Here is a 25,047-nt window from a genome sequence, read left to right on the forward strand (position 1 = left end):
CGGTCGAGCAGGCCGGACGACGGACCGGAGCCGCGGGACGTCGTGGAACCGCCGGTCGCCAGGGTCGACGTCGCCGCCGCGGCGACCGCCGCGTTGGCCACGCCGGCGGAGGCGGCGGACGTGCTCGCGGCGCGTCGGGGGGCCGCGGCGCGGGGGGCGACCGCGAGGACCGCGCCGACCGCGATCGCGGTCTTCGGGTCCGCGTCCACGGCGACCGGACGGCCGAGCTCCTCGGAGACCATCTGCGCCACGAGCGGGATGCGCGAGGAGCCCCCGACGAGCAGGACGGCCTGCAGGTCGTCGGCGGACAGACCGGCGGAGGCGACGGTGCGGGTCAGCGCGGCCACGGTGTGGTCGAGCGAGCCGCGGATCATCGCCTCGAACTCGCGGCGGGTGAGCCGGACGTTGGTGCGGACCGTGGGCAGCAGGACCGGGATGGTCACCTCGGTGTCGGAGGAGAGCGCCTCCTTGGCCTCGACGCACTCCTGCCGCAGGCGGGTGATCGCGGAGACGACGTCCGGGTCCTCGGGGTCGAGCTCGTCGAACGCGGCGCCGACCCCGGCCCGGGCGTGGTCGAACACGCGGTCGTCGAAGTCGACGCCGCCCAGCTGCTCGATGCCCTCCGGGGCGCCCGGCAGCTCGAAGCCGTCGGCGGTCTTCCGGACGACGGCGGAGTCGAAGGTGCCGCCGCCGAGGTCGTACACGGCGACCGCGCCACCGGTCCCGACGTGCTCCTTCGCGGCGTACGCGACCGCGGCGGCCTGGGGCTCGGGGAGGAACGTGGTGGCCGGCAGCCCGACCTCGCGCAGGGCCGTGGCCAGCAGCTCGCGCTTGTGCCCGCCCCAGCTCGCGGGGTGCGTCACCGCGACGGTCTCGGCCGGCCCGCCCTCCCGCTCGGCGACCTTGTCGGTGACCCAGCGGGCCATCCGCGCGGCGAGCTCCTGGGCGGTGTGCACGGCGTCGCCGACGACGAGCGGGACGTCGTCCCCGATCCGGCGCTTGAACTGGCGGACGACCCGCTCCGGCTCGGTCCGGGCCCGACGCTCGGCGGACTCGCCCACCAGCACCGTGCCGTCCGGGGCGAGGTAGAGCACCGACGACACCGACGCCGACCGGCTCCCGAGCGCGACGATCTCGGGCTCGCCCCAGGCGGACCCGCCCGCGGGCCGCGAGACGGCGGCCGCGGTGTAGGTCGTGCCCAGGTCGATGCCGAGCCGGTAGCGCGGGCTGCTCATGCCGTCGTCCCCTTCCTCGTGCCGTGCGGTCGTGACCGGCCGAGTATCGCGGGCTCGCGATGGACTCAGCGGGGTCGCGACGGGGACTAGGGCCAATCCCCGCATCCGATCGGGTGACGTGCCCCCTCCCACCTATCACCGTGGGTCAGCACACTCCGCACTCGTTCCCCCTCGGCCGACGGATTCGCCCCGATGGCCCGGGGGCTGCCGATTCCTAGCGTTCTCGTCATCGCCGCACCGGAGGAGACCGGGACGGCCGCCGACCGGCACCACGACCGAGGAGTGATCCCGATGAGCCAGGCCCCGATCGCCACCAACGAGTCCCAGAACGACCTCGCCGAGGCGTGGGACCGCGTCATCCAGTACCTGATGGGCCTCTCGCCCGACGCCCGGGCGGAGGCGCTCGCCAACCCCGGCGACACGCTCGACAACGCCGGCCTCGGCGACGTCGACGGCCCGACCCTGCAGCAGGCCATCGTCAACTCGGGCAGCTTCAACCGCGAGTACAACATCGGCAACCAGAGCGGCGGCTCGGGTGGCTCCGGCGGCGGGCACGGTGGCGGTGGGCACGTCGCGCCGCCGCCCCCGCCGAACTGCGACCCGCTCCCGGGCGAGACGCACCACGAGGCCGCCGAGCGGGTCATGAACTACTACATCAACAACACCTACACCTCGATCGTCGACCAGTCGACGAACATCGGCGGCAACAACTACGGCGACATCACCAACCGCCAGGTCGCCGGCGACAACAACCAGGTCGGCGACGGCAGCACGTTCGGCGACAACCTCGACATCGACGGCGACGACGCCGTGGTCACCACCGGCGACAACAACCAGGTCGCGCCCGGCAACGGCAACGTGCTGATCGGCGACAACAACACCCTCGACGACATCACCACCGGGAACGGCAACGCCGTCGGCGACGGCTCCGCGGTGGGCGCAGGCAACGCGACCGGCGACGGCGCCGTCGCCCTCGGCGGCGGCTCGGTCGGCGGCAACGTCAACACCGGTCAGGGCGCGCAGGTCGGTGACGGCTCGGCCTTCGGGACCGGCTCGGCGGCGGGCGGCGGCTCGGTGTCCAACAGCGGGGTGCAGGGCAACGGCAACACCACCGGCTTCGGCGACGGCGGGGTCAACAGCGGCTCCATCGACGCCTCGCACGGCGGCGCGGTCGGCACGGGCAGCGGCCCGGTGACCTCGAACAACACCGAGGACAACGACGGCGTCGACAACGACAACTCGCACAACGACAACTCGACCGACAACTCGGACAACTCCGACAACTCGACGAACGACTCCTACAACCAGGACAACGACCAGGACAACGACACCAACAACGTCGACGCCGAGGTCGACGTCTCCGTGATCTGACCCCCGTCGTCCCCGGCCCGGCCCGCCTCCGCGGGTCGGGCCGGTGCCCGGACCCGGTACGACGACGAGGAGGTGACCACGCGTGACGGACACGGCGCCCGGGGCGGAGAGCCTGCTCGACTGGATGACCGGCCTCGTCGCGGACCCCGTCGCACGGGCGCGGTTCGCCGCCGACCCGCAGCACGAGATCGACGCGCAGGGCCTCGCCGACCTCGACCCGGCGGACGTCGCGCACTCCATGCCGCTCGTGACCGACACGGTCGCCGCCCGCTTCGACGCGGTCGTCGACCTCCCCGCCACGCCCGTGCAGCTCGTGGGGGAGAGCGCCGTCGACGCCCTCGCCCGGCACTTCGGCGTGGTCCCGTCCGTCGTGGACGCGGGGGCCGCGCCCGTGGAGGACGACCTCGACGACTGGACCGAGACCCTCGTCGACGATCTCGCCGGCGCCCCGGACGGGCTCGAGGGGGTCGTCGACGCCGGCCCCGGGATCGACCTCGACCTCGACGGCACGGGCGACCTCGACGGCGCCCACCACGACCACGACCTCGACGTCATGACCCGCCTCGACGTCGACCACGACCTCGACGGCTCGCACGCGGCCGTCGCCGCCGCGGCCCCGACGCTCGCCTTCCTCCCCGGAGCGGGGGCGCCGCCGCCCGGCGCGTCGACGCCGCCCGACGAGCCGGTCGAGCCCGACGAGCCGGTCGACCTGCACGACCACGCGGCGGACCCGTCGCCCGATCACCCGCCCGAACACCCGGCCGAGGACGAGCTCGACGCCCACCACCCCCTGGCCGACGACCACCACGGCCTCGATCCCGACCTCGACGTGGCCCCGTGACCGGGCGCTCCAGGAGACGATGACCATGACCACCGCCGGTTCCCCCGTGGACGACCCGCTCGGCGAGTCGGGCGACGCCCTGCCCGCGCCGGGCACCGACGAGGGCTGGGCGGCGCTCGCCGCCGAGGCCGCGAGCCACGGCTACCCCGACCCGCAGTCCTACGTCGCCGCGTACCAGGCGGGCCACGTCAATGTCGGCTTCGCCGGCTACCAGCCGGGCAATCCGCACACCGGGTTCGGGCAGCTCCAGGCCTACGACCGTGCCGCGGGCGAGGCCGGCGTCCCCCTCGGCGAGTACGCCGAGATGCACACCCCGGAGGCCCTGGCGGCCGCCCGCGGCGAGACGCCCCCGGGCGTCGACCACCCCTTCACGCCGCCCGCGAACTTCACCGCCGACGGGCACCCGATCGAGTACGGGCCGGACGGGACCGGGATCGTCACCAACGACCACCGGGAGCTGCCGGACGGCGTCGACCACTACGACCGCTACACCGGCGAACCGCTCGACGCGGAGGGACACATCGTGCCGGGCGTCGCGAACGCCGGGGACGGCTACGCGTTCTCCAGCGCCCGCGACCAGCGCATCGGGCTCGACGAGCACGGGCGGCTCGACCCGGAGGAGATCGACCGGCTCGAGGCCGGGGCGCGCGAGCACGGCCGCGCCACCGTGTCCGACGACATCGCCGCGACCACGCGCCCGTTCCCGGGCCACCCGCTCTCCGACACCGGGGCGTACGCGCGCCCCGTCGTCGGGCCGGGGCAGCCACCCATCGCCTACTCCGGACCCGACGGCACCTACGTCATCGCCGGCGACGGCATGGTGCTCACCGGGGAGCCGGGCCGCGAGCTGCTCTATGAGGGCGAGCACGGGTCGGCCGTCGTGGGCGCGGACGGGCGGGTGATCACGACCGACGAGCACGGGCGGATCACGGTGACCGAGCCCGCGGTCGAGTACCGGGAGGAGCACCAGGCCTTCCTGCCCGAGGACGACCTCGTCCAGAACATCCTCCACGAGCGCCTCGACGTCGACGACCCCGACTTCCCGCGGGACGCCGGCCTCGACGACGAGGACCCGCCGGCCGGTGAGGACCACGGGCTCGACGAGGGGTTCGGCCCGGGGGGACCGGCGACCGACGACGCCGGGCCCGCCGCTCCGGATGCGGACGGCACCTTCGGGCACGGTGCCCCGGACCCGCGGGTCACGACGACCGCGGACGACCTGCGGCCCTCCGACGATCCCGACGACGCGTCCGGCCCCGGCTCCGGCGCCGACCCCGACCCGCGGGACGAGGACCTGTCGTCGGGCGCGGACCACGACCTCGACACCGCCGGGCACCACGGGTCGGGCGAGGACGGCTCGGACCACGGCTCGGACGGGGGTCCGGACGACAGCTCCGACCACGACTCCGACCACGGCGCCGACGCCCAGCTCGACCCCGCCTGACCGACCTGCCCCGACCAGCCCCCGGAGGGAGACGACGGTGGCGGAGACGAACCGCTCGCTCGCGTTGATCGACCTGGCGCTCCAGGCCACCGAGGCCTACGACCGCCCCGACCTGTCCGAGCGGCTGCGCGCCACCCGCCGTCGTATCGCCGACCCCGACATCCGGGTGCTGATCGTCGGGGAGTTCAAGCAGGGCAAGAGCGCGCTGGTGAACGCCCTGGTCAACGCGGAGATCTGCCCCGTCGACGACGACATCTCGACCGCGGTGACGACCGTCGTGAAGTACACGAGCGGGCAGCCGTCGGTGACGGTGGTGCGCGAGCAGGCCGTCGACGGGCAGGGCGAGTCGCGGGAGGAACGCACCGACGTCGACCTCGGCGACATCCGCCGCTACGTCTCGGAGGCCGGCAATCCCGGCAACCGGGAGAACGTCAGCTACGTCGAGGTGCGGCTGCCGCGGCGGGTGCTCTCGACCGGCCTCGTCGTCGTCGACACCCCGGGCGTCGGCGGCCTCGGCTCGGCGCACGGGCAGATGACGATGGGGGCCCTCCCGACGGCGGACGCGGTGCTGCTGATCTCGGACGCCGCGCAGGAGTACACGGCGCCCGAGCTGCGGTTCCTGTCCCAGGCGATGGCGCTGTGCCCGAACGTGGCGTGCGTGCTGACGAAGACCGACCTGTACCCGGAGTGGCGGCGGATCGCCGAGCTCGACCGCGGGCACCTGACCCGCGCCGGGATCGCCGCGGAGCTGCTGCCGACGTCCTCGGTCCTGCGCCAGGTCGCCGCGCGGACCAACGACGCCGCGCTCAACGAGGAGGCCGGGTTCAAGGCCCTGGTCGGCTACCTGCGCGACCGCGTCACCAAGCAGGCCGAGGTCATGGACCGGCGCTCGGCCTCCCGGGACGTGCAGTCCGCCGTCGAGCAGATGTCGCAGAAGATGCGCACCGAGCTGGAGGCGCAGCAGGACCCGGGGAACGCGGAGCTGCTGATCGCGCGGCTCAAGGAGGCCCAGGAGCGCGCGGAGAACCTCAAGAAGCGCTCCGCGCGCTGGCAGCTGACCCTCAACGACGGCTTCGGGGACCTGACGTCGGACATCGAGTACGACCTGCGCGACCGCATGCGGTCGATCCAGAAGGAGGCCGAGGAACGCATCGACGAGAGCGATCCGGCCGAGATCTGGGACCAGTTCGCCGACTGGGTGCACACCGGCGTCGCCGCCGCGGCGTCGACGAACTTCGTGTGGGCCTCGCAGCGCGCGCGGCACCTGGCCGGGCAGGTGGCCGACCACTTCGTCGCGGGCGGCCAGGCGGCCCTGCCGGACGTCGACCGCATCTCCTCCCGCGGGCTCGGCGGGCAGGTCAACCCGATGGTCCGCCCGGACATGGAGCGCTACCGCTTCGGGCAGAAGCTCTTCACCGGCATCCGCGGCGGCTACGGCGGCATGCTCATGGCCGGCATGGCGACCTCGTTGGCCGGCCTCGCGATGATCAACCCGATCTCCGGGGGCGTCGCGCTCGTCCTCGGGGTGAAGGGCGTCAAGGAGGAGAAGGCGCGCCTGCTCGCGAAGCGTCGCAACGACGCCAAGACCGCGGTGCGCAAGCACGTCGACGACGTGTCCTTCCAGGTCGGGAAGGACTCGCGCGACATGCTGCGCATCGTCCAGCGCACGCTGCGCGACCACTTCCAGGAACTCGCCCAGGAACTGACCACGTCGATGGCGGAGTCGGTCAAGTCGGCGCAGGAGGCCGTCCGGACGGTCACGACCGACCGGGAGCGACGCATCGCGGACCTCGAGGCGGAGCTCGGCCGGTTGGCCGCCCTCGAGACGCAGGCGCGTGAGCTCGTTGCGGGGGACCCTCAGCGATGACGACGACCGCGCCCCGACAGAACCTCGGCTCGCGGGCCCGCTCGCTGCTGCGGGCGGCCCTCGACGAGTACGGGGACAGCCCGCGGGCGGCCGGCTGGCTGCGGCACCACCTCGACCGGTTCGACGAACCGCTGCGCCTCGCGATCGCCGGGAAGGTCAAGGCCGGCAAGTCGACGCTGCTCAACGCCCTCGTCGGGGAGGAGATCGCGGCGACCGACGCGGGGGAGTGCACGCGGGTCGTCACCTGGTACTCCGACGGCCCCAGCCCGCGGATCGTCCTGCACCCGCGGCGCGGGGAGCCGCGCCCGCTGCGCACCCACCGCGACGAGCACGGCGGTCTCGTCATCGACCTCGACGGCACCGACCCCGAGACCGTCGACCGGCTGATGGTGGACTGGCCGTCGGCGGGACTGCGGACGACCGCGCTGATCGACACGCCCGGCATCGCCTCGCTGACCGTCGACGCGGCGGGCCGGGCGGGGGAGTTCCTCACCCCCGAGGACGCGCCGGGGCAGGCCGACGCCGTGCTCTACCTGATGCGCCACCTGCACGCGGCCGACGCCCGGTTCCTCGAGTCGTTCCACGACCGGCACGTCGCCCGCGCGACCCCGGTGAACACGGTCGCCGTCCTGTCCCGGGCCGACGAGATCGGGTCCGGCCGGCTCGACGCGCTGATCTCCGCGCGGCGGATCGCGGGTCGGTACCGCACCGACGAGAAGCTCTCGACCCTCTGCCAGACCGTCGTCGCCGTGGCCGGGCTCCTCGCGCTGACCGGACGGACCCTGCGGCAGGACGAGTACCTCGCGCTGCGTGCGCTCGCCGGGGTCGATCCCGACGTCACCGAGGCGATGCTGCTGTCGGCCGACCGCTTCGTCGCGCCCCCGCCCTCGGTGGTCGCGGCCCTGCCCGACGACGTCGGCGGCGCGGGCCGGGCGGCCCTGCTCGGCCGGCTCGGGCTGTTCGGCATCCGGACGTCGCTCGCCCTGCTCCGTCAGGGGACCGACGCGGGGGCGCCCCCGGACGCGGCCGCCCTGGCCGCCGAACTGGTGCGGCGCAGCGGTCTCGACGAGCTGCGGGAGGTGCTGGCGACCCAGTTCGCCGAGCGGCGGGACCTCTTGAAGGCCCGGTCGGCGCTGCTCGCCGTCGAGCTGGTGCTGCGGCGCGAGCCGCGGCCCGCGGCGACGGCGTTGGCGACCGAGGTCGAGCGGGTGTTCGCGAGCGGCCACGAGTTCGCCGAGCTCCGGCTGCTGGCGGCGCTGCGCTCGCGGGCGGTGGGCCTGCCGCCCGAGGTGCGGGACGAGGCCGAGCGCCTCGTCGGGGGCGCCGGGACGCGGACCGCGGTGCGCCTGGGGCTCGACCCGGAGGCCGACGCGGCCACGGCCCGGGCCGCGGCCGTCGAGGCCCTGCAGCGGTGGCGCAGGCGGGCGACCTCGCCGTTGTCGGACCGGACGACGACCGACGCGTGCGGCGTCGTCGTGCGAAGCATCGAGGGCATGCTGGTGTCGCTCACGAGCACCTGACACTCGAACGAGTGGTGCTTACGGACGCAGAGTCAGTGCACCGATCGGAGTATCAGGAGCGCCATACGGACGCGCCGTTGTCGGTGGTGGACAGCGCGCGGCCGGATCGTCTCCCCGGCCGGGCGGCCCCTCGGACAACGGAGGCACTGTGGGCGGGCTGGCGGATCCGGAGTTCGTGCGTCTCGGCGAGGCCCTGCAGCGCCGGCACCGGGTGCAGGGCCGGGTGCGGCGTACGGCGGTCACCGTGGCCTGCGCGGTCCCGGCGGTGCGTGAGCGGGTGCCGGCGCTGGCCGAGCTGCCGCAGCTGACGGTGACCTGCTCGGACTCCGCCACGGGGGACCGGATGGCGGCCAAGTACGACGGGTCGCGCTCCGGCGTGCCGCGGCGTCTCGCGGTGTCGGTGCTCGCGCTGCCCGGGTCGGTCGAGGACTACCTGCGCGGGCGCTCGAAGCAGGCCCTGCGGACGAACAGCCGCCGGGCCCGCGAGGCCGGCGTGACCTGCCGTCGGATGGGCCGGGTGGAGGCCGAGGTCCGGCTCGCCGCCCTGCTGCGTGCCCGCGAGGAGGAGGACCTGCTGCCCGAGGTGCGCGGCGACCTCGTCGCCGGCGTGGTGCAGGCGTGGGTGGCGCGCGACGCCGACGACGCGACGGAGGTCATCGCCCTCACCTCCGTCGACGGCACCTTCGCGCGCCTCGACCTGATGCTCTCCGCGCCCGACCGCGAGGCCGGCCCCGCCCGCTACCTGCTCTCGGCGCACCTCGTCGAGGCGCTGATCGAGCGCGGCGTGCGGCACCTCGCCGTCGACACCGCGCTCTGGCTCGACGCCGGGCTGCGCCACTTCCAGCGCCTCCTCGGCTTCGCACCGACGACGCTCGAGTTCGCCCGGGGAGCCGCCGTCGAGGCCCTTTCCGACGACGGGCCGTTCCCGGCCCCGCGCGTCTCCTCCGGTCCGCTCCCGGTGCCGGCCGGGGTGGGCTCGGCGGCGTCCTGATCCCGTCCCGTTCCTGCGTCCCGGGCCTGACGGGGGTCGGGCCCGGGACGCGTCCCCCTCAGGTCGCCCAGCCACCCGAGATCGGGATCAGCTGGCCGGCGAGGAAGTCGCTCGCCCCCGTCGCGAGGGCCAGTGCCAGCTCCGCCGCCTCGTGGCCCTTCCCGAGCCGCCCGGCCGGGATCTGCGACTCGAACGACTCCCGCACCGCGGGGTCGGCCAGCATCTCGTCGGTGTAGTACATGTTGTTCTCGATGTGCGCCGGCCCGAAGGCGTTGACCTGCACGCCGTGCGGAGCCGCCTCCGCGCCCACCACCTGCAGGAACGCGTTCTGCGCCCCGCGGGCCGCGGAGTAGATCGACAGTCCCGGGATCGCCCGCACCGGCGACGCGCTCGTCGCCGCGACGATCTTGCCGGCCCGCCGCTCGATCATCTGCGGCAGCACGGCGCGCACCACCCGCACGAGCGGCCACACCAGTTCGTCGAGGTAGCCCTGGAACGCGTCGTCGGTGAACGCCGTCGGATCCACGAGCATCGAGGTCACCGGCATCGTCGAGCGCGGCCCGGCGAAGTTCGCGACCAGGACGTCGATCGGCCCGGCCTGCGCCACGAGCCGGTCGGCGTCGCCGGCCACCGTGAGGTCGTCGGTCGAGTCGAGCACCTCCGCCCCCTCGGCGCGGAACAGCTCCACCACGGGCGGCCCCATGTAGCGGTCCGCGTGGGTCACGAGCACGCGGCGTCCGTCGAGTCGTCCACTCATGGGCGATCTCTACCCCGGACCGCCCACCAACTCCCGCAACCGGGCGAACAGTTCGCCGCGGCTCGTCGACCCCAGCCGTTGGCGGATGCGGGCGACGTGGTGCTCGACGGTCTTCGCCGAGATGTAGAGCTGCGCCCCGATCTGCTTGTGCGTGAGCCCGGCGAGCACGAGCCGCGCGACCTCCCGCTCGCGCTCGGAGAGCGAGACCTCCCCGGGCTCGGCGACCAGACCCGACGTCGGGACGGGGTCTCCGCCGTCGGCCGCCGGCCGGCCCGCGTCCGCGAGGGAGCGGGCGCAGGCCAGGAGGGTCGCCATGGCGCGCCGGTCGCGCGTGCGGATGGCGGCCTCGCCGGCGAGCCGCGCGCCGTCCCACGTCCAGCCGAGCCGGTGCAGACCGCGTGCCGCGTTCTCCACCGTCGCCGGGTCGACCTCCCCGGCCAACGCCGCGAGCCACACCTCGGCGCACCGCGTCAGGGCACCGGCCAGCACCGACGAGTGCGCCACCCCCTGCAACGCCGCGAGCTGCCGCTCCGCCTCGGGGACGTCCTCCGCGGTGACGGCGGCCGTCAGGGCGTACCAACTGGTGGTCGCCCGCCACAGCGGCGGGTCGCCGAGCGCGGTGAGCAGCGCGTCGGCCGCGTCCCACGCCACCCGCACCGCCGACCGCTCCCGCAGCCGCGCCGCCCCCACGAGCAGCTCGCCGAGGGGGAGGAGCACGAACAGGTCGACCGGGTGGCGCACGAGCGCCTCGCGGGCCCGGCTCCACCCCGCCTTGAGGCCCGCCGAGTCGCCGGTCCGGCGCGCCACGGCGATCTCCAGGACCGCGGCCGGCAGCTCGTCGCGCGGCTCCAACGTCCGGTCCGCGCGGGCGGCGGCGACCTGCTCGCGCACCGCGGCCACGTCGCCGCGCACCATCGCCACCCACGCCAGCAGCAGCCGGTGCCGCGGCACGAGGGCGGGTCCGCCCGGGGTGGTCTCGATCGCGCGGCGCAGCACCGACTCCGCGACGTCGACCTCCCCGGCGTGCAGCGCGACGAGGGCGGCCAGCGCCGACGGCGAGTCGGGCAGCAGGACCCCCGACCCGAGCGGCTCGAGCAGCGACGCCGCGCGGGTCAGCTCCGAGAGGGCGGCCGAGGCCGCGCCGGGGTCGGTGCGCAGGGAGGTGAGGACGCCCTCGGCGGTCAGCGCGACCGCGGACCGCACGGTGGTCGACCCGATCGTCGTGCCGGCCTCGGGCAGGACGTCGGCCCGCTCCCGGTCCCCGTTCCCGACGAGGCCCGGCGCGGCCAGGGCCCGCAGGCCCGGCTCCGCGTCGAGCATCGCGGCGGCCCGTCGGCCGGTGCCGCGGTGCGCCATCACGGTGGCGACCACGGTGACGGCGCGCGCCCGCTCCTCCTCCACGCGACTCGCCGTGAGGGGATCGGCCAGGCGGAGGGCCGTGTCGAGGTCGCCCGCGAGCGCGGCCGCCTCGGCGCGGCGCAGCACCACCGACTCCGGAGGCGCGCCCGCGGCCACCGCGTCGGCGTACAGGGCCCCGGCGAGGTGCGGGGCCGACGCGAGGGCCTCGTCCCCGGCGACGGTGAACACCCGCGGCAGGTCCCCGCCGCGCAGGCCGGACCCGAGCAACCGCCGCGCCGGCCCGAGGACCGAAGCACCGCGCGCGAGCGCCTGCTCGGCGATGCGGCGCTCGAGGTCGAGCCGTTCGTCGGCCGCGGCCAGCCGGACGAGGCTGCGCCGGGCCAGCGGCGGCACCGTCTCCACCGGGGCGCCGAGCTCGGGCGGGGCGTCGGGCGCCGGCAGCAGCAGGCCGCTGGCCCGGGCGCGCTCCCGCCGGTCCTCGAGGGTGGTGCGGTCGACCCCCAGGACGTCCGCGAGGGCGGCGGGCACGCGCGGCGCCCCCACGGCGAGGGCGAGGAGCAGCCGCCGCGTGCCGTCGTCGAGCCCGCCGACCTCGTGGCGCAGCAGGTCGAGCACGCCGGGCGGGATCTCCTGCGAGCCCCGCTCGGCCGCGGCCGACACCCCGCGGGGGCCGCCGTCGCGGATCTGGGTGACGAGCCGGTCGACCACGGCGGGCGATCCCCCGGAGAGCCGCCGCAACGTCGTCGCCAGGGTCGGGGGGCACCGCGAACCGAGCACGGCCGACGCGCGGTCGCCCGTCCCGGCCGCCGTCAGCGGCTCGAGCGTCACGGGCGCACGCTCGCGGCCGAGCGCGAGCCACAGGGTCGAGAGCGCGCGCGGGCAGGGCCACGGGCGGGCGGTGACGACGAGGCGGGCGTCCGGGTCGTCGGCGACGTCGGTCAGCTCGGCGAGCGTCGCCTCGTCCAGGGTGTGCGCGTCGTCGACGAGCAGCAGGGCGTCCTCGTCGGAGGGGAACGGCACGGTGTCGCCGGAGCGGATGCGCCGGGTCGTCACCCCTCGTCGTCGGGCCGAGCGGACGAGCGCGGAGATCACGGCGCTCTTCCCCGATCCGCCCGGCCCGACGACGGCGGCCGCGAGCGGCGCGCGGGGGTCGGCGCGGTGCGCCGCGAGGAGCGCCACCGCACCCGGCAGCCCCGCGACCATCGGGTCGCGTGCCGCCTCGACCTCCTCGCCCCCCGCCGCCCGCAGCCGCCCGGGCATCGTCAGGATCCCTGACGACGGGTCGCACGGGCCCGTCCCGCACGCGGGTGCAGGCCGTCGGACATACGCCGGATTGTCCGCGACGGTGGGTGACGACGGAACCGGTCAGGGCGGAGTGCAGTAGTCGGAACGCCGACTACTGCAAGCGGAGCGTGACGGGGTAACCACACGTGTGGGCGGCGTCGCGGTCCGGTGGTGACGGTGAGCGCCGCTCCGCGCGAGCGGGCAGACTCGGAACACCACCACTCCGACGTCGAGGGGACCGCCCATGCGGATCGCCGTCGTCGCGACCTGCCTCGGGGACGCGATGTTCCCGCAGGCGCCGATCGCGACGGTGCAGCTGCTCGAACGGCTCGGTCACCAGGTCGTCTTCCCGGCCGACCAGACCTGCTGCGGCCAGATGCACGTCAACACGGGCTACCTGGACGCGGCGCTGCCGGTGGTGCGCCACCACGTCGAGGTGTTCGGGCGGGCCCTCGACGACGGGGTGGACGCGATCGTGGCGCCGTCGGGCTCCTGCGTGGGGTGCGTGCGCCACCAGCACGCGATGGTCGCGCGGCGGGCCGGCGACGAGGGGCTCGCGCGCGCCGCCGAGGAGGGCGCGGCGCGCACCTACGAGCTCTCCGAGCTGCTCGTCGACGTGCTCGGGGTGACCGACGTCGGCGCCTACTACCCGCACCGCGTCACCTACCACCCGACGTGTCACTCGCTGCGGATGCTGCGGGTCGCCGACAAGCCGCTGCAGCTGCTGCGGAACGTGCGCGGCCTCCAGCTCGTCGAGCTGCCCGAGGCCGAGGTGTGCTGCGGGTTCGGCGGGACGTTCGCGGTGAAGAACGCGGAGACCTCGACGGCGATGCTCGCGGACAAGATGGCCAACGTGCTCTCGTCGCGCGCCGAGGTGTGCACGGCCGGCGACTCGTCGTGCCTCATGCACATCGGCGGCGGCCTCTCGCGGCTGCGCTCCGGGGTCCGCACCGTGCACCTGGCCGAGATCCTCGCGTCGACCGACCGCGACTCCGCTGTCCCTGCCTCGACCGACATCGTCTTCGAGGAGGCCTCGCGATGACCGCGGTCGAGCTGGGCATGCCCACCGTCGCGTCCGACCCGCACGGTCACCTCCGCGGCACCGAGTCCTTCCCGCGGGCCGCGCACCGCGCGCTCGCCGACACCCAGCTGCGGCGCAACCTCGGCCACGCGACCCGCACGATCCGGGCGAAGCGGGCCGCCGTCGTCGGCGAGGTCGACGACTGGGAGGAGCTCCGCCGCGCGGGCGAGTCCCTCAAGGCCGACACCATGGCGCGCCTGCCGGAGCTGCTCGTGCAGCTCGAGGAGCAGGTGACCGGGCGCGGCGGGACGGTCCACTGGGCCCGCGACGCCGAGGAGGCCAACCGCATCGTCGTCGACCTCGTGCGCGGCACCGGGGCCGACGAGGTCGTCAAGGTCAAGTCGATGGCCACCCAGGAGACCGGGCTCAACGAGGCCCTCGAGGCCGCCGGGGTGGCGGCGTTCGAGACCGACCTGGCCGAGCTCATCGTGCAGCTCTCGCACGACCGGCCCTCGCACTTCCTCGTCCCCGCCATCCACCGCAACCGGGCCGAGATCCGCGAGATCTTCCTGCGCGAGATGCCCGGGGTGGACCCGTCGCTCACCGACGAGCCCCGGCGGCTCGCGATGGCGGCCCGCGCCCACCTGCGGCGCAAGTTCCTGACGGCGAGGGTGGGCATCTCGGGCGTGAACTTCGCCGTGGCCGAGACGGGCACGCTCTCGGTCGTCGAGTCCGAGGGCAACGGGCGGATGTGCCTGACGCTGCCCGACACGCTGATCACGGTGATGGGCGTGGAGAAGGTGGTGCCGACCTGGCGCGACCTCGAGGTGTTCCTCCAGCTGCTGCCGCGCAGCTCGACCGGCGAGCGGATGAACCCGTACACGTCGACCTGGACCGGTGTGACGCCCGGCGACGGGCCGCAGACCTTCCACCTCGTGCTGCTCGACAACGGCCGCTCGAACGTGCTGGCCTCGCCCGACGGGCGCCAGGCGCTGCACTGCATCCGGTGCTCGGCGTGCCTCAACGTCTGCCCGGTGTACGAGCGGACCGGCGGCCACGCCTACGGCTCGATCTACCCCGGACCGATCGGTGCGGTGCTCTCCCCGCAGCTCACGGGCATCTCCGGGCCGGACGACGTGAACGCCTCGCTGCCCTACGCCTCGTCGCTCTGCGGGGCGTGCTTCGACGCGTGCCCGGTGCGCATCGACATCCCGCACCTGCTCGTGCAGCAGCGCGCGGCGGCCGTGGCGGCGCACACGCGCCCGACGGGGCAGGACCTGACGATGCAGGCCGCGGCGATCGCCATGACGACGCCGGGCCGGTTCAAGCTCGCCGAGAAGGCCCTCGGGCTGGGGCGTGTCCTCGCCGGTCGGAAGGGCCGGATCACCGGTCTGCCGTGGCCGATGTCGGGGTGGACGAACGCCCGCGACCTCCCGGCGCCGCCGGCCGAGACGTTCCGGCAGTGGTGGGAGAGGACGCACTCGTGAACGCGCGTGAGGAGGTCCTCGCCCGGCTGCGCACCGCGCGGGACGCCGGCAACCCGGCCACACCCGTCGTCGTCACCCGCGACTTCGCGACGACGGGTCGGCTCGACCCGGGCAGCGCGGCGGTGCTGGAACGGCTCGACGAGACGCTGACCGACTACAAGGCCACGGTGCACCGCGTGGCCTCGGAGGCCGAGATCGCCGGCGCGGTCGTCGGGGTCCTGGGCGAGGCGCGCAGCATCGTCGTCCCGGCGGGGCTGCCGGGCGACTGGCTCCGCGGGTATGCGGGCCAGGTCCGCACCGACGGCCCGCCGCTGGCGGTCGACGAGCTCGACGCGGTGGACGCGGTGGTCACCGGCGCCGCCGTGGCGATCGCCGACACCGGGACCTTCGTCCTCGCGTCCGCGGCCTCCGACCAGGGTCGACGCGCGATCACGCTCGTCCCCGACCACCACGTGTGCGTGATCCGCGCGGCCGACGTCGTGTGCTCGGTGCCGGAGGCGATCGCCCGGCTGGACCCGTCGTCGCCGTTGACGTTCGTGTCCGGGCCCTCGGCGACGAGCGACATCGAGCTGGACCGCGTCGAGGGCGTGCACGGGCCGCGCCGCCTCGACGTCGTGCTCGTCGGGCCCGGGTAGCTCAGCTCATCCCAGAGGCGGCGAGCGGGTCGTAGCCCGGCGTCCGGAGCAGCGCCTGGAGCTGACGGCGGCGGACGCCGATGTTGCTGCCCTCGATGAGCGGGTAGGCCAGGGCCTCCTGCAGGTACTCCGCGAGGGGGAACCGCTCGTCGTAGGCGGTGACCCCGACGACCTGCATGAGGCGTTGGACGACCTCGACGGCGGTCTCGGAGCCGAGGACCTTCGCGTGGAGCCCGAGTTCGAGGGCGCTCGGGTGCTGTGACATCACGGCGTCGAGGGCACGCCAGGACAGCAGGCGGACGGCCTCGATGCGGCCCTTCGCGTCCGACAGTGCATCCGCGACCGCCTGGTGGGCGATGATCGGCTCCGCTCCACCGCGAGTCTCGGTGGTCGCGAAGCGGTGGGCGAGCTCGAAGGCCCCGCGCATCGCCGCGACGGCGAAGATGCCGATCGAGGCGCCGCTCGGCAGGAAGGCGTTCCGGGTGAGGGCGACCCCCTGCCCCTCCGCGCCGAGCAGGTTCGCGCGCGGGACGCGGACGTCGCGCAACCGCACGCGCGAGGTGAGGCAGCCGCGGAGCCCGGGGAGGTCGTAGTGCTCCTCGACCTCGAGGTGGCCGGCGAGATGCTCCCGCTCGGCGACGAGGAGGGACACACCCCCGGGGGCGCGGCAGACGATCGTCATGAGGTCGGGGCCGTCGCCGTCCCAGCCGGAGAGGTGCGAGGCCCAGGCCTTGGTGCCGTTGACGACGTAGTGGTCGCCGTCGGGGACGGCCGTCGTGGTGGTCCCCGCCGCCGGGGCCTCGGCGTCGAAGTTGGCGCTCCCGCCGGGCTCGCTGAACGCCATCGCGGCCAGGGGCGCCCCGGAGTCGGCGAGGAACGGTGCGACGAACCGCTGCACCTGCTCCGGCGTGCCGACCTCGTAGACCGGCATGAGCGCGATCAACGGGCCCGCGAAGGAGATGGTGAAGTCGGGGCTCTGGGTCGCCCACTCCTCGACGAAGATCGCGGCGTCGACGCCGCTGCCGGCCGCCCCGCCGACCGCGGTCGGGATGAGGCCCTTGAGGAAACCGGCGCCGACGGCCTTCTCGAACGCGGGCCGGGCGAGCAGGGCCCGGGTCAGGGGGTCGGGCTCGGCGCGCACGGCCGCCGCGAGGTCACGCAGGTGTTCCTCGGCGAACGCCCGAGCCCCCACCTTGAGCTGCTCCTGCTCCGGGCTCAACTGGAACGACACGACCACGGCGGCCTCCTCGACCTCGGCTCCTCCTGCGCAGCCTGGCCCCCGGGGTACGCACGGTCTCGGCGTTCCGTGCACGGCGACCGTGCCGTCCGTGCAGGTCGGTGCAGGACGGTGCAGGTTCAGTCCCGCGCCGCCGCCCGCACCTCCCGCGGGGAGACACCGAACCGGCGACGGAAGGCGCGGGTGAACGAGGTCGGGTCGTCGAAGCCGTGCGCGGCGGCGAGCGCCGTCACCGTCGCGGTGGTGCCCGGGTCGCGCAGCATCGCCGCGCACCGGTCCAGCCGCAGCCGGCGCACGGTCGCGGCGTAGGACTCGTCGCCGTCGGCGAACAGGTTGTGCAGCGTGCGCGGCGAGACGGCGAACCGGCGGCAGACCGCACTCACCCCGAGGTCCCCGCCGAGGTGTGCCTGGACGTGGGCGAGCACGGCCGAGCGGGTCAGCCCGACCCGCTCGTCGGGCGCCGCGGTGGCGGCCGCGACGGCGCTGGTGAAGGAACGCACCAGGTCGTCGCCGCCTGCAGCGTCCTCGTCGACTGACCACAACGTCGTCATGAGGGTGCGCACGACCGTGCCGGCGCCCTCGGCGCCGATCGGGCGTCCGAGGGCCGGACGCCGACCGGCCAAGGGCTGCGCGAGCAGGTGGTGGGGTACGCGGTAGGACACCATCTGCCACGGCCGGTCGAAGTCGAAGAAGTACGGCTCCGCGGTGTCGACCACCACGAACTGGCCCTCCTCCACCACCTCGGTCCGCCCCCGGACGGTCGTCGCGCACCGTCCGCGCAGCTGCAGGTTGACGAAGTAGAAGCCGGCGTCGGTCCGGGCGACCTCGCGGGGGCCGTGGTCGGTCCGCTGCGGCCGCGACCGGATGCGGGCCCGGTTGACGCCGGCGAGTGTGCGGGTCTCGACGGTCGCGGCGAAGCCGTCCTCGGCGAGGGTGCGGTGCGGCGTGAGCGGGACGAAGGCCTGGCAGATGACCTCGTGCCAGAAGGCGAACTGCTCGCGCGGCGCCAGCCCGCCGCTGTCCCAGAGCCCCATGGGCCCACCTCAACGCATCGGTCGTCGACGCGACAAGGGTCAGACCGTCGGGACGGTGCCGCCGTCGATGACGTACTCCGCGCCGACGATCGCCGTGGCGCGATCGGAGACCAGGAAGCCGACCAGGTCTGCGATCTCCTCGGGCCGCGCGAACCGACCGAGGGGCACGCCCCCCAGGGAGTCGAGGATCTGCTGCTTCGCCGCGTCGCGGGTGATGGCGTTGCCCTCGGCGATCCGGTCCACGAACTGCTCGTAGGCCTCGGTCTCGATCCCGCCGGGGCTGACGGCGTCGACCCGGATCCCCGCGGGGCGAGCTCGTTCGCCAGCCCCTTGCTGTACGTGCGCAGGGCCGCCTTCGCCGCCGCGTACGCCAGGGACGCGTCGTACTGCGGCAGTTCCCGTTGGATCGAGGTGGTGTGCACGACGACGCCCGACCCGGCCTCGAGCATGGCCGGGAGGAGCGCCCGGTCGAGCCGGACCGCGCCGAGGAGGTTGAGGTCCAGCTCGGCGAGCCACTGGTCGTCGGTGATCACCGCGAAGCCGCCGGGCGCCCGTCGAGGCGATCACGATCGTTGCCCATGGGTCGTCCCCTCAGGACTCGTGGCCGGCGATGACGAGCTCGGCCACGAGGTCGTCCCGCAGCGCGAACCGGTAGTCGAGCTCGGCGACGCCACCTGGGAACGTGCCCTCGAGCCGGACGGTGACCACCGCGTGGGTGTCGTCGACGCGGCGGGCGCCGATCGGCGTCGTCGTCGTCACCGGCGACGTGGGCGGCCATGAAGTCGCGGACGGTTCTCGGGAGCGAGTCGGAGCGCAGGGCGATGTTCTCGGTCATGGGCCCACCGTGTGGCCTCGCGAGGCGGGAGGGTCGAGGCGTGGACTCTCCCCCGGGGAGAGGGTCCAGGCTGCAGGAGTGCTGACCATCGGGGAGTTCTCGCAGCTGACCCACCTGAGCGTGCGGACGCTGCGCCGCTACCACGAGGCGAGCCTGCTCGAGCCCGCCGTGGTCGACGAGGCCACCGGCTACCGCTACTACGCGGTGGAGCAGATCCCGACCGCGCAGGTCATCCAGCGGCTGCGGGAGCTCGACGTCCCCCTGGGCGACGTCCGGCGGATCCTGCGGACCCCCGACCCGGAGGTCCGGGCGACGCTGGTCGCCGACCACCTGGGGCGCCTCGAGGACGAGCTCGCGCGGACGCGGGCCGCGGTCGTCTCGCTCCGCCGCCTGCTCCGGCCCGACCCCGCGCCGCTCGACGTCGAGCTGCGCGCCGAGCCCGGCCGGACGGTCGCGGCGGTGGAGGGCGTCCTCGCGCACCACGAGGTGGAGAGCTGGTTCGCCGGCGCCGTCGCCGAGCTGGACGCGGCCGTCGGCCTCGCCGCGGCCGGGCCCCTCGGCGGCACCTACGAGAACGCCCTCTTCCAGCAGGAGCGCGGCCACGCCCTCCTGTACCTGCCGACCGCGGCGCCGCCGCGCACCGGACGCGTGCACCCCGCGGACCTGCCGCCGGTGGAACTGGCCGTCACCACGCACGTCGGCGAGCACGACGGCATCGAGGTCACGTACGGCCAGCTCGGGACCTGGGTCGTGGAGAACGCGATGGCGGTGGCCGGGCCGGTGCGGGAGCGCTACCTCGTCGGGCCGCGGGACGACCCCGACCCGGCCGCCTGGCGCACCGAGATCGGGTGGCCGGTCTTCCGGGTCGGCTGATCACGGGCGACCCCACGGCCGCGACACCTTCCACCTCGTGGAGCAGGAGGAGTCGTCATGAGCACGACGGAGCAGATCCTCGCGATCGTCGGGTCGGTCCCGCCGGGGCGGGCGACCACCTACGGCGCGATCGCCGACGTCGTCGAGGGCGCGAGCGCGCGCAGCGTGGGACACGTGCTGCGCACGGACGGCCACGACGTGCCGTGGTGGCGGGTCGTCACGGCGGGCGGTCGTCCCGCGCCCGGGGTCGAGGCCACCGCGTACGAGCGCTTCCGTCCGGAGGGGACCCCGCTGGTCCCGACCGGCGACGGGGGTTACGCGGTCGACGTCGCGGCCGCGATGTGGTGAGGCGGCCGGAGACCGCGGACGAGGTCGATCGCGCGGCCGAGCGTGGTGAGGCGCTCGTCGAGGGTGTCGCCGGCCGGGTAGAGCCGGACCGTGTCGACGCCCGCGTCGGACCACACCCGCAGGCGCTCGCGGACCCTGTCCTCGGTGCCGATCAGCGTCGTGGCCAGCACCATCGCGTCGGGGACCAGCTCGGCGGCGCCGTCCCGGTCGCCCGCCTGCCACCGGTCGCGCACGGCCACGGCGACGTCGGCGAAGCCCTGACGGGCGTAGGCGTCGTGGTAGAAGTTCGTGCTCGCCGTGCCCATGCCGCCGAGCGAGAAGGCGAGCCCCTTCCGCCGCGCGGCGATCATGCCCGCGAGCTCGTCCTCGTCGTCGGCGAAGGCGACCTCGGCCCCCTGGCAGACGGTCAGGTCCCGCCGCTCGCGCCCGGCCGCCGCGAGCCCGGCGTCGAGGTGCTCGAGGTAGGCCGCGGCGCCCTCGGGGACGAAGCTGGTGCCGAGCCAGCCGTCCGCGACCTCCCCGGTCAGGGCGAGCATGCGCGGCGAGAGCGAGGCGACGTAGACCGGGATGTCGGGGTTCGCGCGCGTCGAGAGCCGCATCGGGCGGCCCTCGCCGTCGGGCCGCGGGATCGTGATCGAGCGTCCCGCGAACTGCACCTTCTCGCCCGCGAACACCTGGCGGACCACCGCGATCGTCTCGCGCATCCGGGTCCGCGGACGGTCGAAGGGCACGCCGTGCAGGCCCTCGAGGACCTGCGGTCCGGAAGCCCCGAGGCCGAGGGAGAAGCGGCCGCCCGAGAGCTCCGCGAGCGTGAGCGCGGCCTGTGCGATCGCGACCGGGGACCGGGTGCCGAGCGGGATCACCCCGCTGCCGAGCCGCATCCGTCGCGTGCGCGCCGCGAGGAACCCGAGCGTCGACACCGCGTCGCTGCCCCAGGCCTCGGCCACCCAGCACTCGTCGAGCCCCAGGTTCTCGGCCTCGACGACGAAGGTGGCGAGCTCGGGGTCGGAGGACGCCTCGACGGTCGTGGCCGTCCTCATCCGGCGGCCTCCGCCTCGGCGCGGATCGACTCCAGGGTGTGGGTGATCGCGGCCTCGAACTCGCGGAGCCGCACGAAGACGATCTTCTGCTCCTTGTCCGGCATGGCGTCGATCGCGCGGCTCAGCCCGGACCGGCCCGGGCCCATGCGGGCCCGCTGGATCAGCCGCGTGCCGCCGTCGTCGGGAACGAGCTCGAAGCTCCACCGCGCCGACGGCGCGTCCTCGCCGTCCATCTCCCAGGCGAAGCGCGTCGGCGCCTCGCACTCCACGACGGTGCCCTCGACCGACCAGGTGCCCAGCGAGGGGTGCGCGTTGTGCCCGACGAAGCGGGCGCCCGCGGCCGGACCGTCGGAGCGCCACGACAGCGACACGAGCTCGGTGCTCCGCGCCGGCATCCGCTCGAGCTCGGCCACGAGCGGCCACACCCGCTCGGGCGCGGCGGCGATCCAGGTGTCCGCGGACACCTCGGGCTGGTCGGCGTAGCGCGCTCCGGTCCACTCCATGGAAGGAGCGTAGAGGGCTGAGTTTCTCGTGGCTACTCAGATGTGAAGTACCGCCGCGGGTTGTCCACCATCATCGTCGTGATCTGGGCGTCGGTGACCCCGGCGGCACGCAGGGCGGGCAGCACGTCGCGGCTGATGTGCTCGTAGTGCCAGTTGGGTGCGGCGGCCCGCAGGGCCCGCTGGGTCTCCTCCCCGGCGTAGAAGTCGATGTAGCAGGACGCGTCGTGGGACAGCGCGATCCGGTCCGCGTAGCCCTCTTCGCACAGCGCGGCGATCGTCGCGACCCGCCGGTCGGTGGTGTTGTACTTGTCCAGCCCGAAGCGGTCGCAGCCCAGCGTGGCGCCGCGGTCGGCCAGCGAGCGCAGGTAGTCCAGGTCGTTGGAGTCGCCCGCGTGGCCGACCACGACCTTCGTCAGGTCGACGCCGGCGGCGGCGTAGAAGTCGAGCGCGAGCGTGCCGGTACGGTGCGCGGCGTTGGTGTGCACCGTGATCGGCACCCCGGTCTCGCGGTGCGCCGTCGCGATCGCGGCGTGGACGCGCTGCTGGTCCGGCGTCAGCCCGATCTCCTCGACGACGCCCTTGAGCAGGGCGGCCTTCACGTCGGTGCCGCCGATGCCCTCGCGGATGTCGCGCAGGAACATCGCGGTCAGGGGCTCGTCGCCGCCGAACGGCGTGCCCGGCCCGCGGTTCTGCAGCTGGCGGGGCAGCTCGGCGAACGTGTAGAGCCCCGTGGCGACGACGATGTTGAGGTCGACCTCGGCGTTCACCCGGGCCACCCGCGGGACGTAGCGGCCGAGCCCGACGACCGTCGGGTCGACGATGGTCTCGACCCCGAGCTCCCGGAGCCGGCGCAGCTTCGTGATCGCGTCCGCGACGCGCAGCTCCTCGTCCCAGTAGTCCGCGCCGTAGTTGGCGAGCAGGTCCGGGGTGAGGACGAAGACGTGCTCGTGCATGAGGGTCGTCCCGAGCTGCGCCGCGTCGACGGGGCCGCGCACCGTGTCCACCATGGCGCCATCGTCGCGCGGGCGCGGCGGAGGTCGCTCAGCGGTGCCGGGCGGCGAGGGTGAGCAGGCGGCGCAGCCGACCGGCGAGCGCGTCCTTCGACAGCGGCGGCTCGGCCCGGGTCGCGAGCTCGGGCAGACCGAGGTCGGGGTGGGCGAGGCGCAGCCGACCCGCCGCGGCGAGCCCGGCCGGGATCGCGACGCCGGCCCGCTCCAGGGTCGCGAACGCCTCCGCGACCGCCGCGCCCGCCCGGGAGGCGGCGACGGTGGCCCGCGCGTCGTTGGCGGACGCGCGGCCGTCGGTGTCCTCCGGCGGCGCGACCCCCGCGACCTCGGCGGTGCCGCGCCCGCCGCAGGTGGTGAGGAGCAGGGCGACCTCGGTCGGTTCCGCGACCGTCAACCGCGTCCCGGAGCCCTGTCGACGGGCCCGGACGCCGAGCCGCAGGCCGAGCTCGGCGAGCGCGAGCGCGGCCGCCGGGGCGGGACAGTCCAGGGTGACCGCGCCGTCGGCCAGCGCGCCCCGCGCGAGCAGGGCGCCGCGCCACGTGGCGACCGCCCCGGGCAACGACCCGCCGGTCAGCCAGTCCGGCGGGGTCGGCAGCGGGCGGCCCCGACTGTCGACGAGGCCGAGCCGGACCGCCAGCGGGTCACCGGTCGAGGTGTCCGGGCCGACGTCCACCCGCCACCGGTCCCGCGCCGCGTCGCCGTGGACCGTGCCGTCGTCGGCGCCGAGGCGGGTGAGGAGCGAGACGAGGCGGGAGGCCGCCTCGGGGGTGTCGAGGTCGGCCGCGAGCGTGCCGCGGCGGTACCGGGCGCCGGACCACCGGACGACGGCCGCCGCCTCGGCGCCCGCGTCGCGGTCGCGGGCGGGCGGGGCGACCCCGGCCAGCGCGGCGACGACCGCTCGCGTGTGCGCGGAGCGGACGGGGGCGGGTGCGGGCGCGTCCTGCCGTCCGGCCGTGCTCATCCGCTCGCCTCCTCCCGTCCGTCGCGCCGTGGGACTCACGGCAGCGTCACACACGAGAACGCGCGACGGCCGAGGGGGCTGCTGCCCACGCGACGAGGCGGACATCCACCCGAACGTGTGTCCGGGCCCCGGCGGAGCACCCTGCAGGGGGACGTGCGGCGGCGGTCGGCGACGACGCTGGGCCGACCGTGCGGCGCGGCGCGCGGGGACGCCTCGCCCAGTCCGGGCGTGCCGGTGACCGCATGCCGTCGGACCACTCGATCGGTGGATCACCCTGCCGTGCGGGAGGCGCGCCGGGGTCCCCGATCCGCGTCACCGGCCCGGCTATACCTGGACCGTCCGTGATCGAGGAGACCCGGGAGGGCCGACGCCGTGACGGTCACACCGATCTTCGACGACCTCGCGGCGGCCTGGGCGGCGGACCGGGCGCCCGCTCCCCACCGGGTCGTGTCCCCGTCCCGCCGCCCGTCCCCGCGGCCCCGTGTCGCGGCCCGGCAGGGCGCCGTCGTCGGGGCCGACGCCTTCGGTCGCGGGTGCCTGGAGGCGGGGATCGAGGAGCCCGTCGCGACCGACGACGAGGTCACCCGGCTGCTGGAGGGCGCCCGCCGGGAGGCGGTGGCGCTGGGCCGCCACTGGGTGGACACGGTGCACCTGGCGCTGGCCGCGGTGCGGGCCGGGGGCGACGTCGGACGCGTGTTCGGGATGCGCGGGGTCGGACCGGCCGTGCTGCTGGCCGCGCTCGACGGCGCTCCCGCGGACCGGACGGCGGCCGACGACCCCGGCGGCGACCCGGCGCGGCCGGCGCTGAGCTCGGTGGCGCGGACCGTGCTGCACCGGGCGGGCCACTGCGCCGCCCGCGAGGGCCGCGCGGTCACTGCCGCCGAGCTCGCGGCCGCGGTGGCCCGCACCGGGCGGGTGGCCGACCTGCTCGCGGGGCTCGGCGTGGACCTCGACGATCTCGCGGACGCCCTGGCGGCCACCGCGGGCCCGGAGGCGTGCCCCGGGGCCGACCCGGGGACGCACCCGGTGCCGCGGTCCGACGGGCCGACCCGACGACCGCCGGTGCCGGCGGGCGTGGTCGCACCGGTGACCGTGATGCTCCCGGTCGCGGCCGCCACCGCACCGCGGCCGCGGGCCGACGTCCCCGCGTGACGCGGGCCCGGCGTCAGGGCCGGTAGGCGAGCAGCCGGACCCCGAGGGCGGACTCGACGCGCCGGACCTCGGCGAGCTGGTCGTCGGACAGCTCGGCGTAGGGGCTCTCGGGCTCGTAGGCCACCACCGGCGCCCCGAGGGTCTCCTCGAGGCGGCGGACGTCGGCGAGGGCGGTCTCGTCGAGGGCGGCGGGACGGAGTTCGGGGCTGGTCATGGGAGTCCTCCTCGGGTGCACCTGCTGCTGC

At 75.3% G+C, this 25,047-nt stretch carries 23 protein-coding genes and 1 pseudogene; 12 read left to right on the forward strand and 12 right to left on the reverse strand.

Annotated features, from left to right (window positions below):
• A partial coding sequence (locus tag LN037_RS15790; RefSeq protein WP_230754252.1) for an Hsp70 family protein occupies positions 1-1,235 on the reverse strand: 1,235 nt, incomplete at its 3' end.
• 291 nt (positions 1,236-1,526) lie between these two features.
• Here LN037_RS15790 and LN037_RS15795 point away from each other — a divergent pair.
• The 6 genes from LN037_RS15795 to LN037_RS15820 all read left to right on the forward strand — a co-directional run bounded on the left by LN037_RS15795 (position 1,527) and on the right by LN037_RS15820 (position 9,269).
• Positions 1,527-2,606, forward strand: coding sequence for a hypothetical protein (locus tag LN037_RS15795; RefSeq protein ID WP_230754254.1), 1,080 nt, complete (start codon positions 1,527-1,529; stop codon positions 2,604-2,606).
• 82 nt (positions 2,607-2,688) lie between these two features.
• The gene (locus tag LN037_RS15800; protein WP_230754256.1) at positions 2,689-3,447 is read left to right on the forward strand and encodes an IniB N-terminal domain-containing protein; all 759 of its coding nucleotides are present in this window, start codon (positions 2,689-2,691) and stop codon (positions 3,445-3,447) included.
• Positions 3,448-3,472: 25 nt separating this feature from the next.
• The gene (locus LN037_RS15805) at positions 3,473-4,891 is read left to right on the forward strand and encodes a hypothetical protein (RefSeq protein WP_230754257.1); all 1,419 of its coding nucleotides are present in this window, start codon (positions 3,473-3,475) and stop codon (positions 4,889-4,891) included.
• 37 nt (positions 4,892-4,928) lie between these two features.
• Positions 4,929-6,758 carry a dynamin family protein gene (locus tag LN037_RS15810; RefSeq protein WP_230754259.1) on the forward strand — a complete coding sequence of 610 codons (1,830 nt, stop codon included), beginning with the start codon at positions 4,929-4,931 and terminating at the stop codon, positions 6,756-6,758.
• A complete protein-coding gene (locus LN037_RS15815) occupies positions 6,755-8,278 on the forward strand; it encodes a dynamin family protein (RefSeq protein WP_230754261.1) in 1,524 nt (507 codons plus the stop codon). The genes LN037_RS15810 and LN037_RS15815 overlap by 4 nt, the downstream gene beginning before the upstream one ends.
• A 148-nt stretch (positions 8,279-8,426) precedes the next feature.
• On the forward strand, positions 8,427-9,269 hold the full coding sequence (locus LN037_RS15820) for a hypothetical protein (protein WP_230754263.1): 843 nt from the start codon (positions 8,427-8,429) through the stop codon (positions 9,267-9,269).
• Positions 9,270-9,327: 58 nt separating this feature from the next.
• Here the strand turns inward: LN037_RS15820 and LN037_RS15825 are convergent, their stop codons facing one another.
• Complete coding sequence (locus LN037_RS15825) at positions 9,328-10,026, reverse strand: SDR family NAD(P)-dependent oxidoreductase (protein ID WP_230754265.1); 699 nt, start codon at positions 10,024-10,026, stop codon at positions 9,328-9,330.
• Between the two features lie 9 nt (positions 10,027-10,035).
• Positions 10,036-12,645, reverse strand: coding sequence for a helix-turn-helix transcriptional regulator (locus LN037_RS15830; RefSeq protein ID WP_230754268.1), 2,610 nt, complete (start codon positions 12,643-12,645; stop codon positions 10,036-10,038).
• Between the two features lie 268 nt (positions 12,646-12,913).
• Between LN037_RS15830 and LN037_RS15835 the strand changes: the two genes are divergently transcribed.
• The 3 genes from LN037_RS15835 to LN037_RS15845 are packed head-to-tail and all read left to right on the forward strand — an operon-like array spanning position 12,914 to position 15,812.
• Entirely contained in the window at positions 12,914-13,711 is a 798-nt protein-coding gene (locus tag LN037_RS15835; RefSeq protein ID WP_230754270.1) for a (Fe-S)-binding protein, read from the forward strand.
• Positions 13,708-15,177 (forward strand): LutB/LldF family L-lactate oxidation iron-sulfur protein, encoded by a 1,470-nt coding sequence (locus LN037_RS15840; protein ID WP_372460464.1) that lies wholly within the window; start codon positions 13,708-13,710, stop codon positions 15,175-15,177. Before LN037_RS15835 ends, LN037_RS15840 begins: the two co-directional genes overlap by 4 nt.
• On the forward strand, positions 15,174-15,812 hold the full coding sequence (locus LN037_RS15845; protein WP_230754271.1) for a LutC/YkgG family protein: 639 nt from the start codon (positions 15,174-15,176) through the stop codon (positions 15,810-15,812). Before LN037_RS15840 ends, LN037_RS15845 begins: the two co-directional genes overlap by 4 nt.
• Position 15,813: 1 nt before the next feature.
• Here the strand turns inward: LN037_RS15845 and LN037_RS15850 are convergent, their stop codons facing one another.
• From LN037_RS15850 to LN037_RS15870, 4 genes and pseudogenes are all read right to left on the reverse strand, one after another.
• A complete protein-coding gene (locus tag LN037_RS15850) occupies positions 15,814-17,049 on the reverse strand; it encodes an acyl-CoA dehydrogenase family protein (RefSeq protein ID WP_230754273.1) in 1,236 nt (411 codons plus the stop codon).
• A gap of 119 nt (positions 17,050-17,168) precedes the next feature.
• Positions 17,169-18,083 carry a helix-turn-helix domain-containing protein gene (locus tag LN037_RS15855; protein WP_230754275.1) on the reverse strand — a complete coding sequence of 305 codons (915 nt, stop codon included), beginning with the start codon at positions 18,081-18,083 and terminating at the stop codon, positions 17,169-17,171.
• A gap of 39 nt (positions 18,084-18,122) precedes the next feature.
• Positions 18,123-18,616 (reverse strand): annotated as a pseudogene (locus LN037_RS34050) (oxidoreductase).
• Between the two features lie 58 nt (positions 18,617-18,674).
• Complete coding sequence (locus tag LN037_RS15870) at positions 18,675-18,842, reverse strand: hypothetical protein (RefSeq protein WP_230754277.1); 168 nt, start codon at positions 18,840-18,842, stop codon at positions 18,675-18,677.
• A 154-nt stretch (positions 18,843-18,996) separates the two neighbouring features.
• Between LN037_RS15870 and LN037_RS15875 the strand changes: the two genes are divergently transcribed.
• Entirely contained in the window at positions 18,997-19,791 is a 795-nt protein-coding gene (locus LN037_RS15875) for a MerR family transcriptional regulator (protein WP_230754279.1), read from the forward strand.
• A 57-nt stretch (positions 19,792-19,848) separates the two neighbouring features.
• Positions 19,849-20,139, forward strand: coding sequence for an MGMT family protein (locus LN037_RS15880; protein WP_230754281.1), 291 nt, complete (start codon positions 19,849-19,851; stop codon positions 20,137-20,139).
• Here LN037_RS15880 and LN037_RS15885 read toward each other — a convergent pair.
• From LN037_RS15885 to LN037_RS15900, 4 genes are read right to left on the reverse strand one after another with little or no spacing between them, the layout of a single operon-like run.
• Positions 20,106-21,179, reverse strand: coding sequence for an LLM class flavin-dependent oxidoreductase (locus tag LN037_RS15885; RefSeq protein WP_230754283.1), 1,074 nt, complete (start codon positions 21,177-21,179; stop codon positions 20,106-20,108). The two genes, LN037_RS15880 and LN037_RS15885, sit on opposite strands and share 34 nt — an antisense overlap.
• Positions 21,176-21,682, reverse strand: coding sequence for an SRPBCC family protein (locus LN037_RS15890; RefSeq protein ID WP_230754285.1), 507 nt, complete (start codon positions 21,680-21,682; stop codon positions 21,176-21,178). The genes LN037_RS15885 and LN037_RS15890 overlap by 4 nt, the downstream gene beginning before the upstream one ends.
• A gap of 32 nt (positions 21,683-21,714) precedes the next feature.
• A complete protein-coding gene (locus tag LN037_RS15895; protein WP_230754287.1) occupies positions 21,715-22,689 on the reverse strand; it encodes a phosphotriesterase family protein in 975 nt (324 codons plus the stop codon).
• A 34-nt stretch (positions 22,690-22,723) separates the two neighbouring features.
• Entirely contained in the window at positions 22,724-23,650 is a 927-nt protein-coding gene (locus LN037_RS15900; protein ID WP_230754289.1) for a helix-turn-helix domain-containing protein, read from the reverse strand.
• Positions 23,651-24,022: 372 nt separating this feature from the next.
• Between LN037_RS15900 and LN037_RS15905 the strand changes: the two genes are divergently transcribed.
• Positions 24,023-24,802: a Clp protease N-terminal domain-containing protein gene (locus LN037_RS15905; protein ID WP_230754291.1), complete on the forward strand. Its 780-nt coding sequence runs from the start codon at positions 24,023-24,025 to the stop codon at positions 24,800-24,802.
• A 13-nt stretch (positions 24,803-24,815) separates the two neighbouring features.
• Here LN037_RS15905 and LN037_RS15910 read toward each other — a convergent pair whose 3' ends face one another.
• Entirely contained in the window at positions 24,816-25,016 is a 201-nt protein-coding gene (locus tag LN037_RS15910) for a hypothetical protein (RefSeq protein WP_230754294.1), read from the reverse strand.
• Positions 25,017-25,047 lie beyond the last annotated feature (31 nt).

Origin of the sequence: Actinomycetospora soli, from assembly GCF_021026295.1 — a bacterium.
Lineage (GTDB): Bacteria > Actinomycetota > Actinomycetes > Mycobacteriales > Pseudonocardiaceae > Actinomycetospora > Actinomycetospora soli.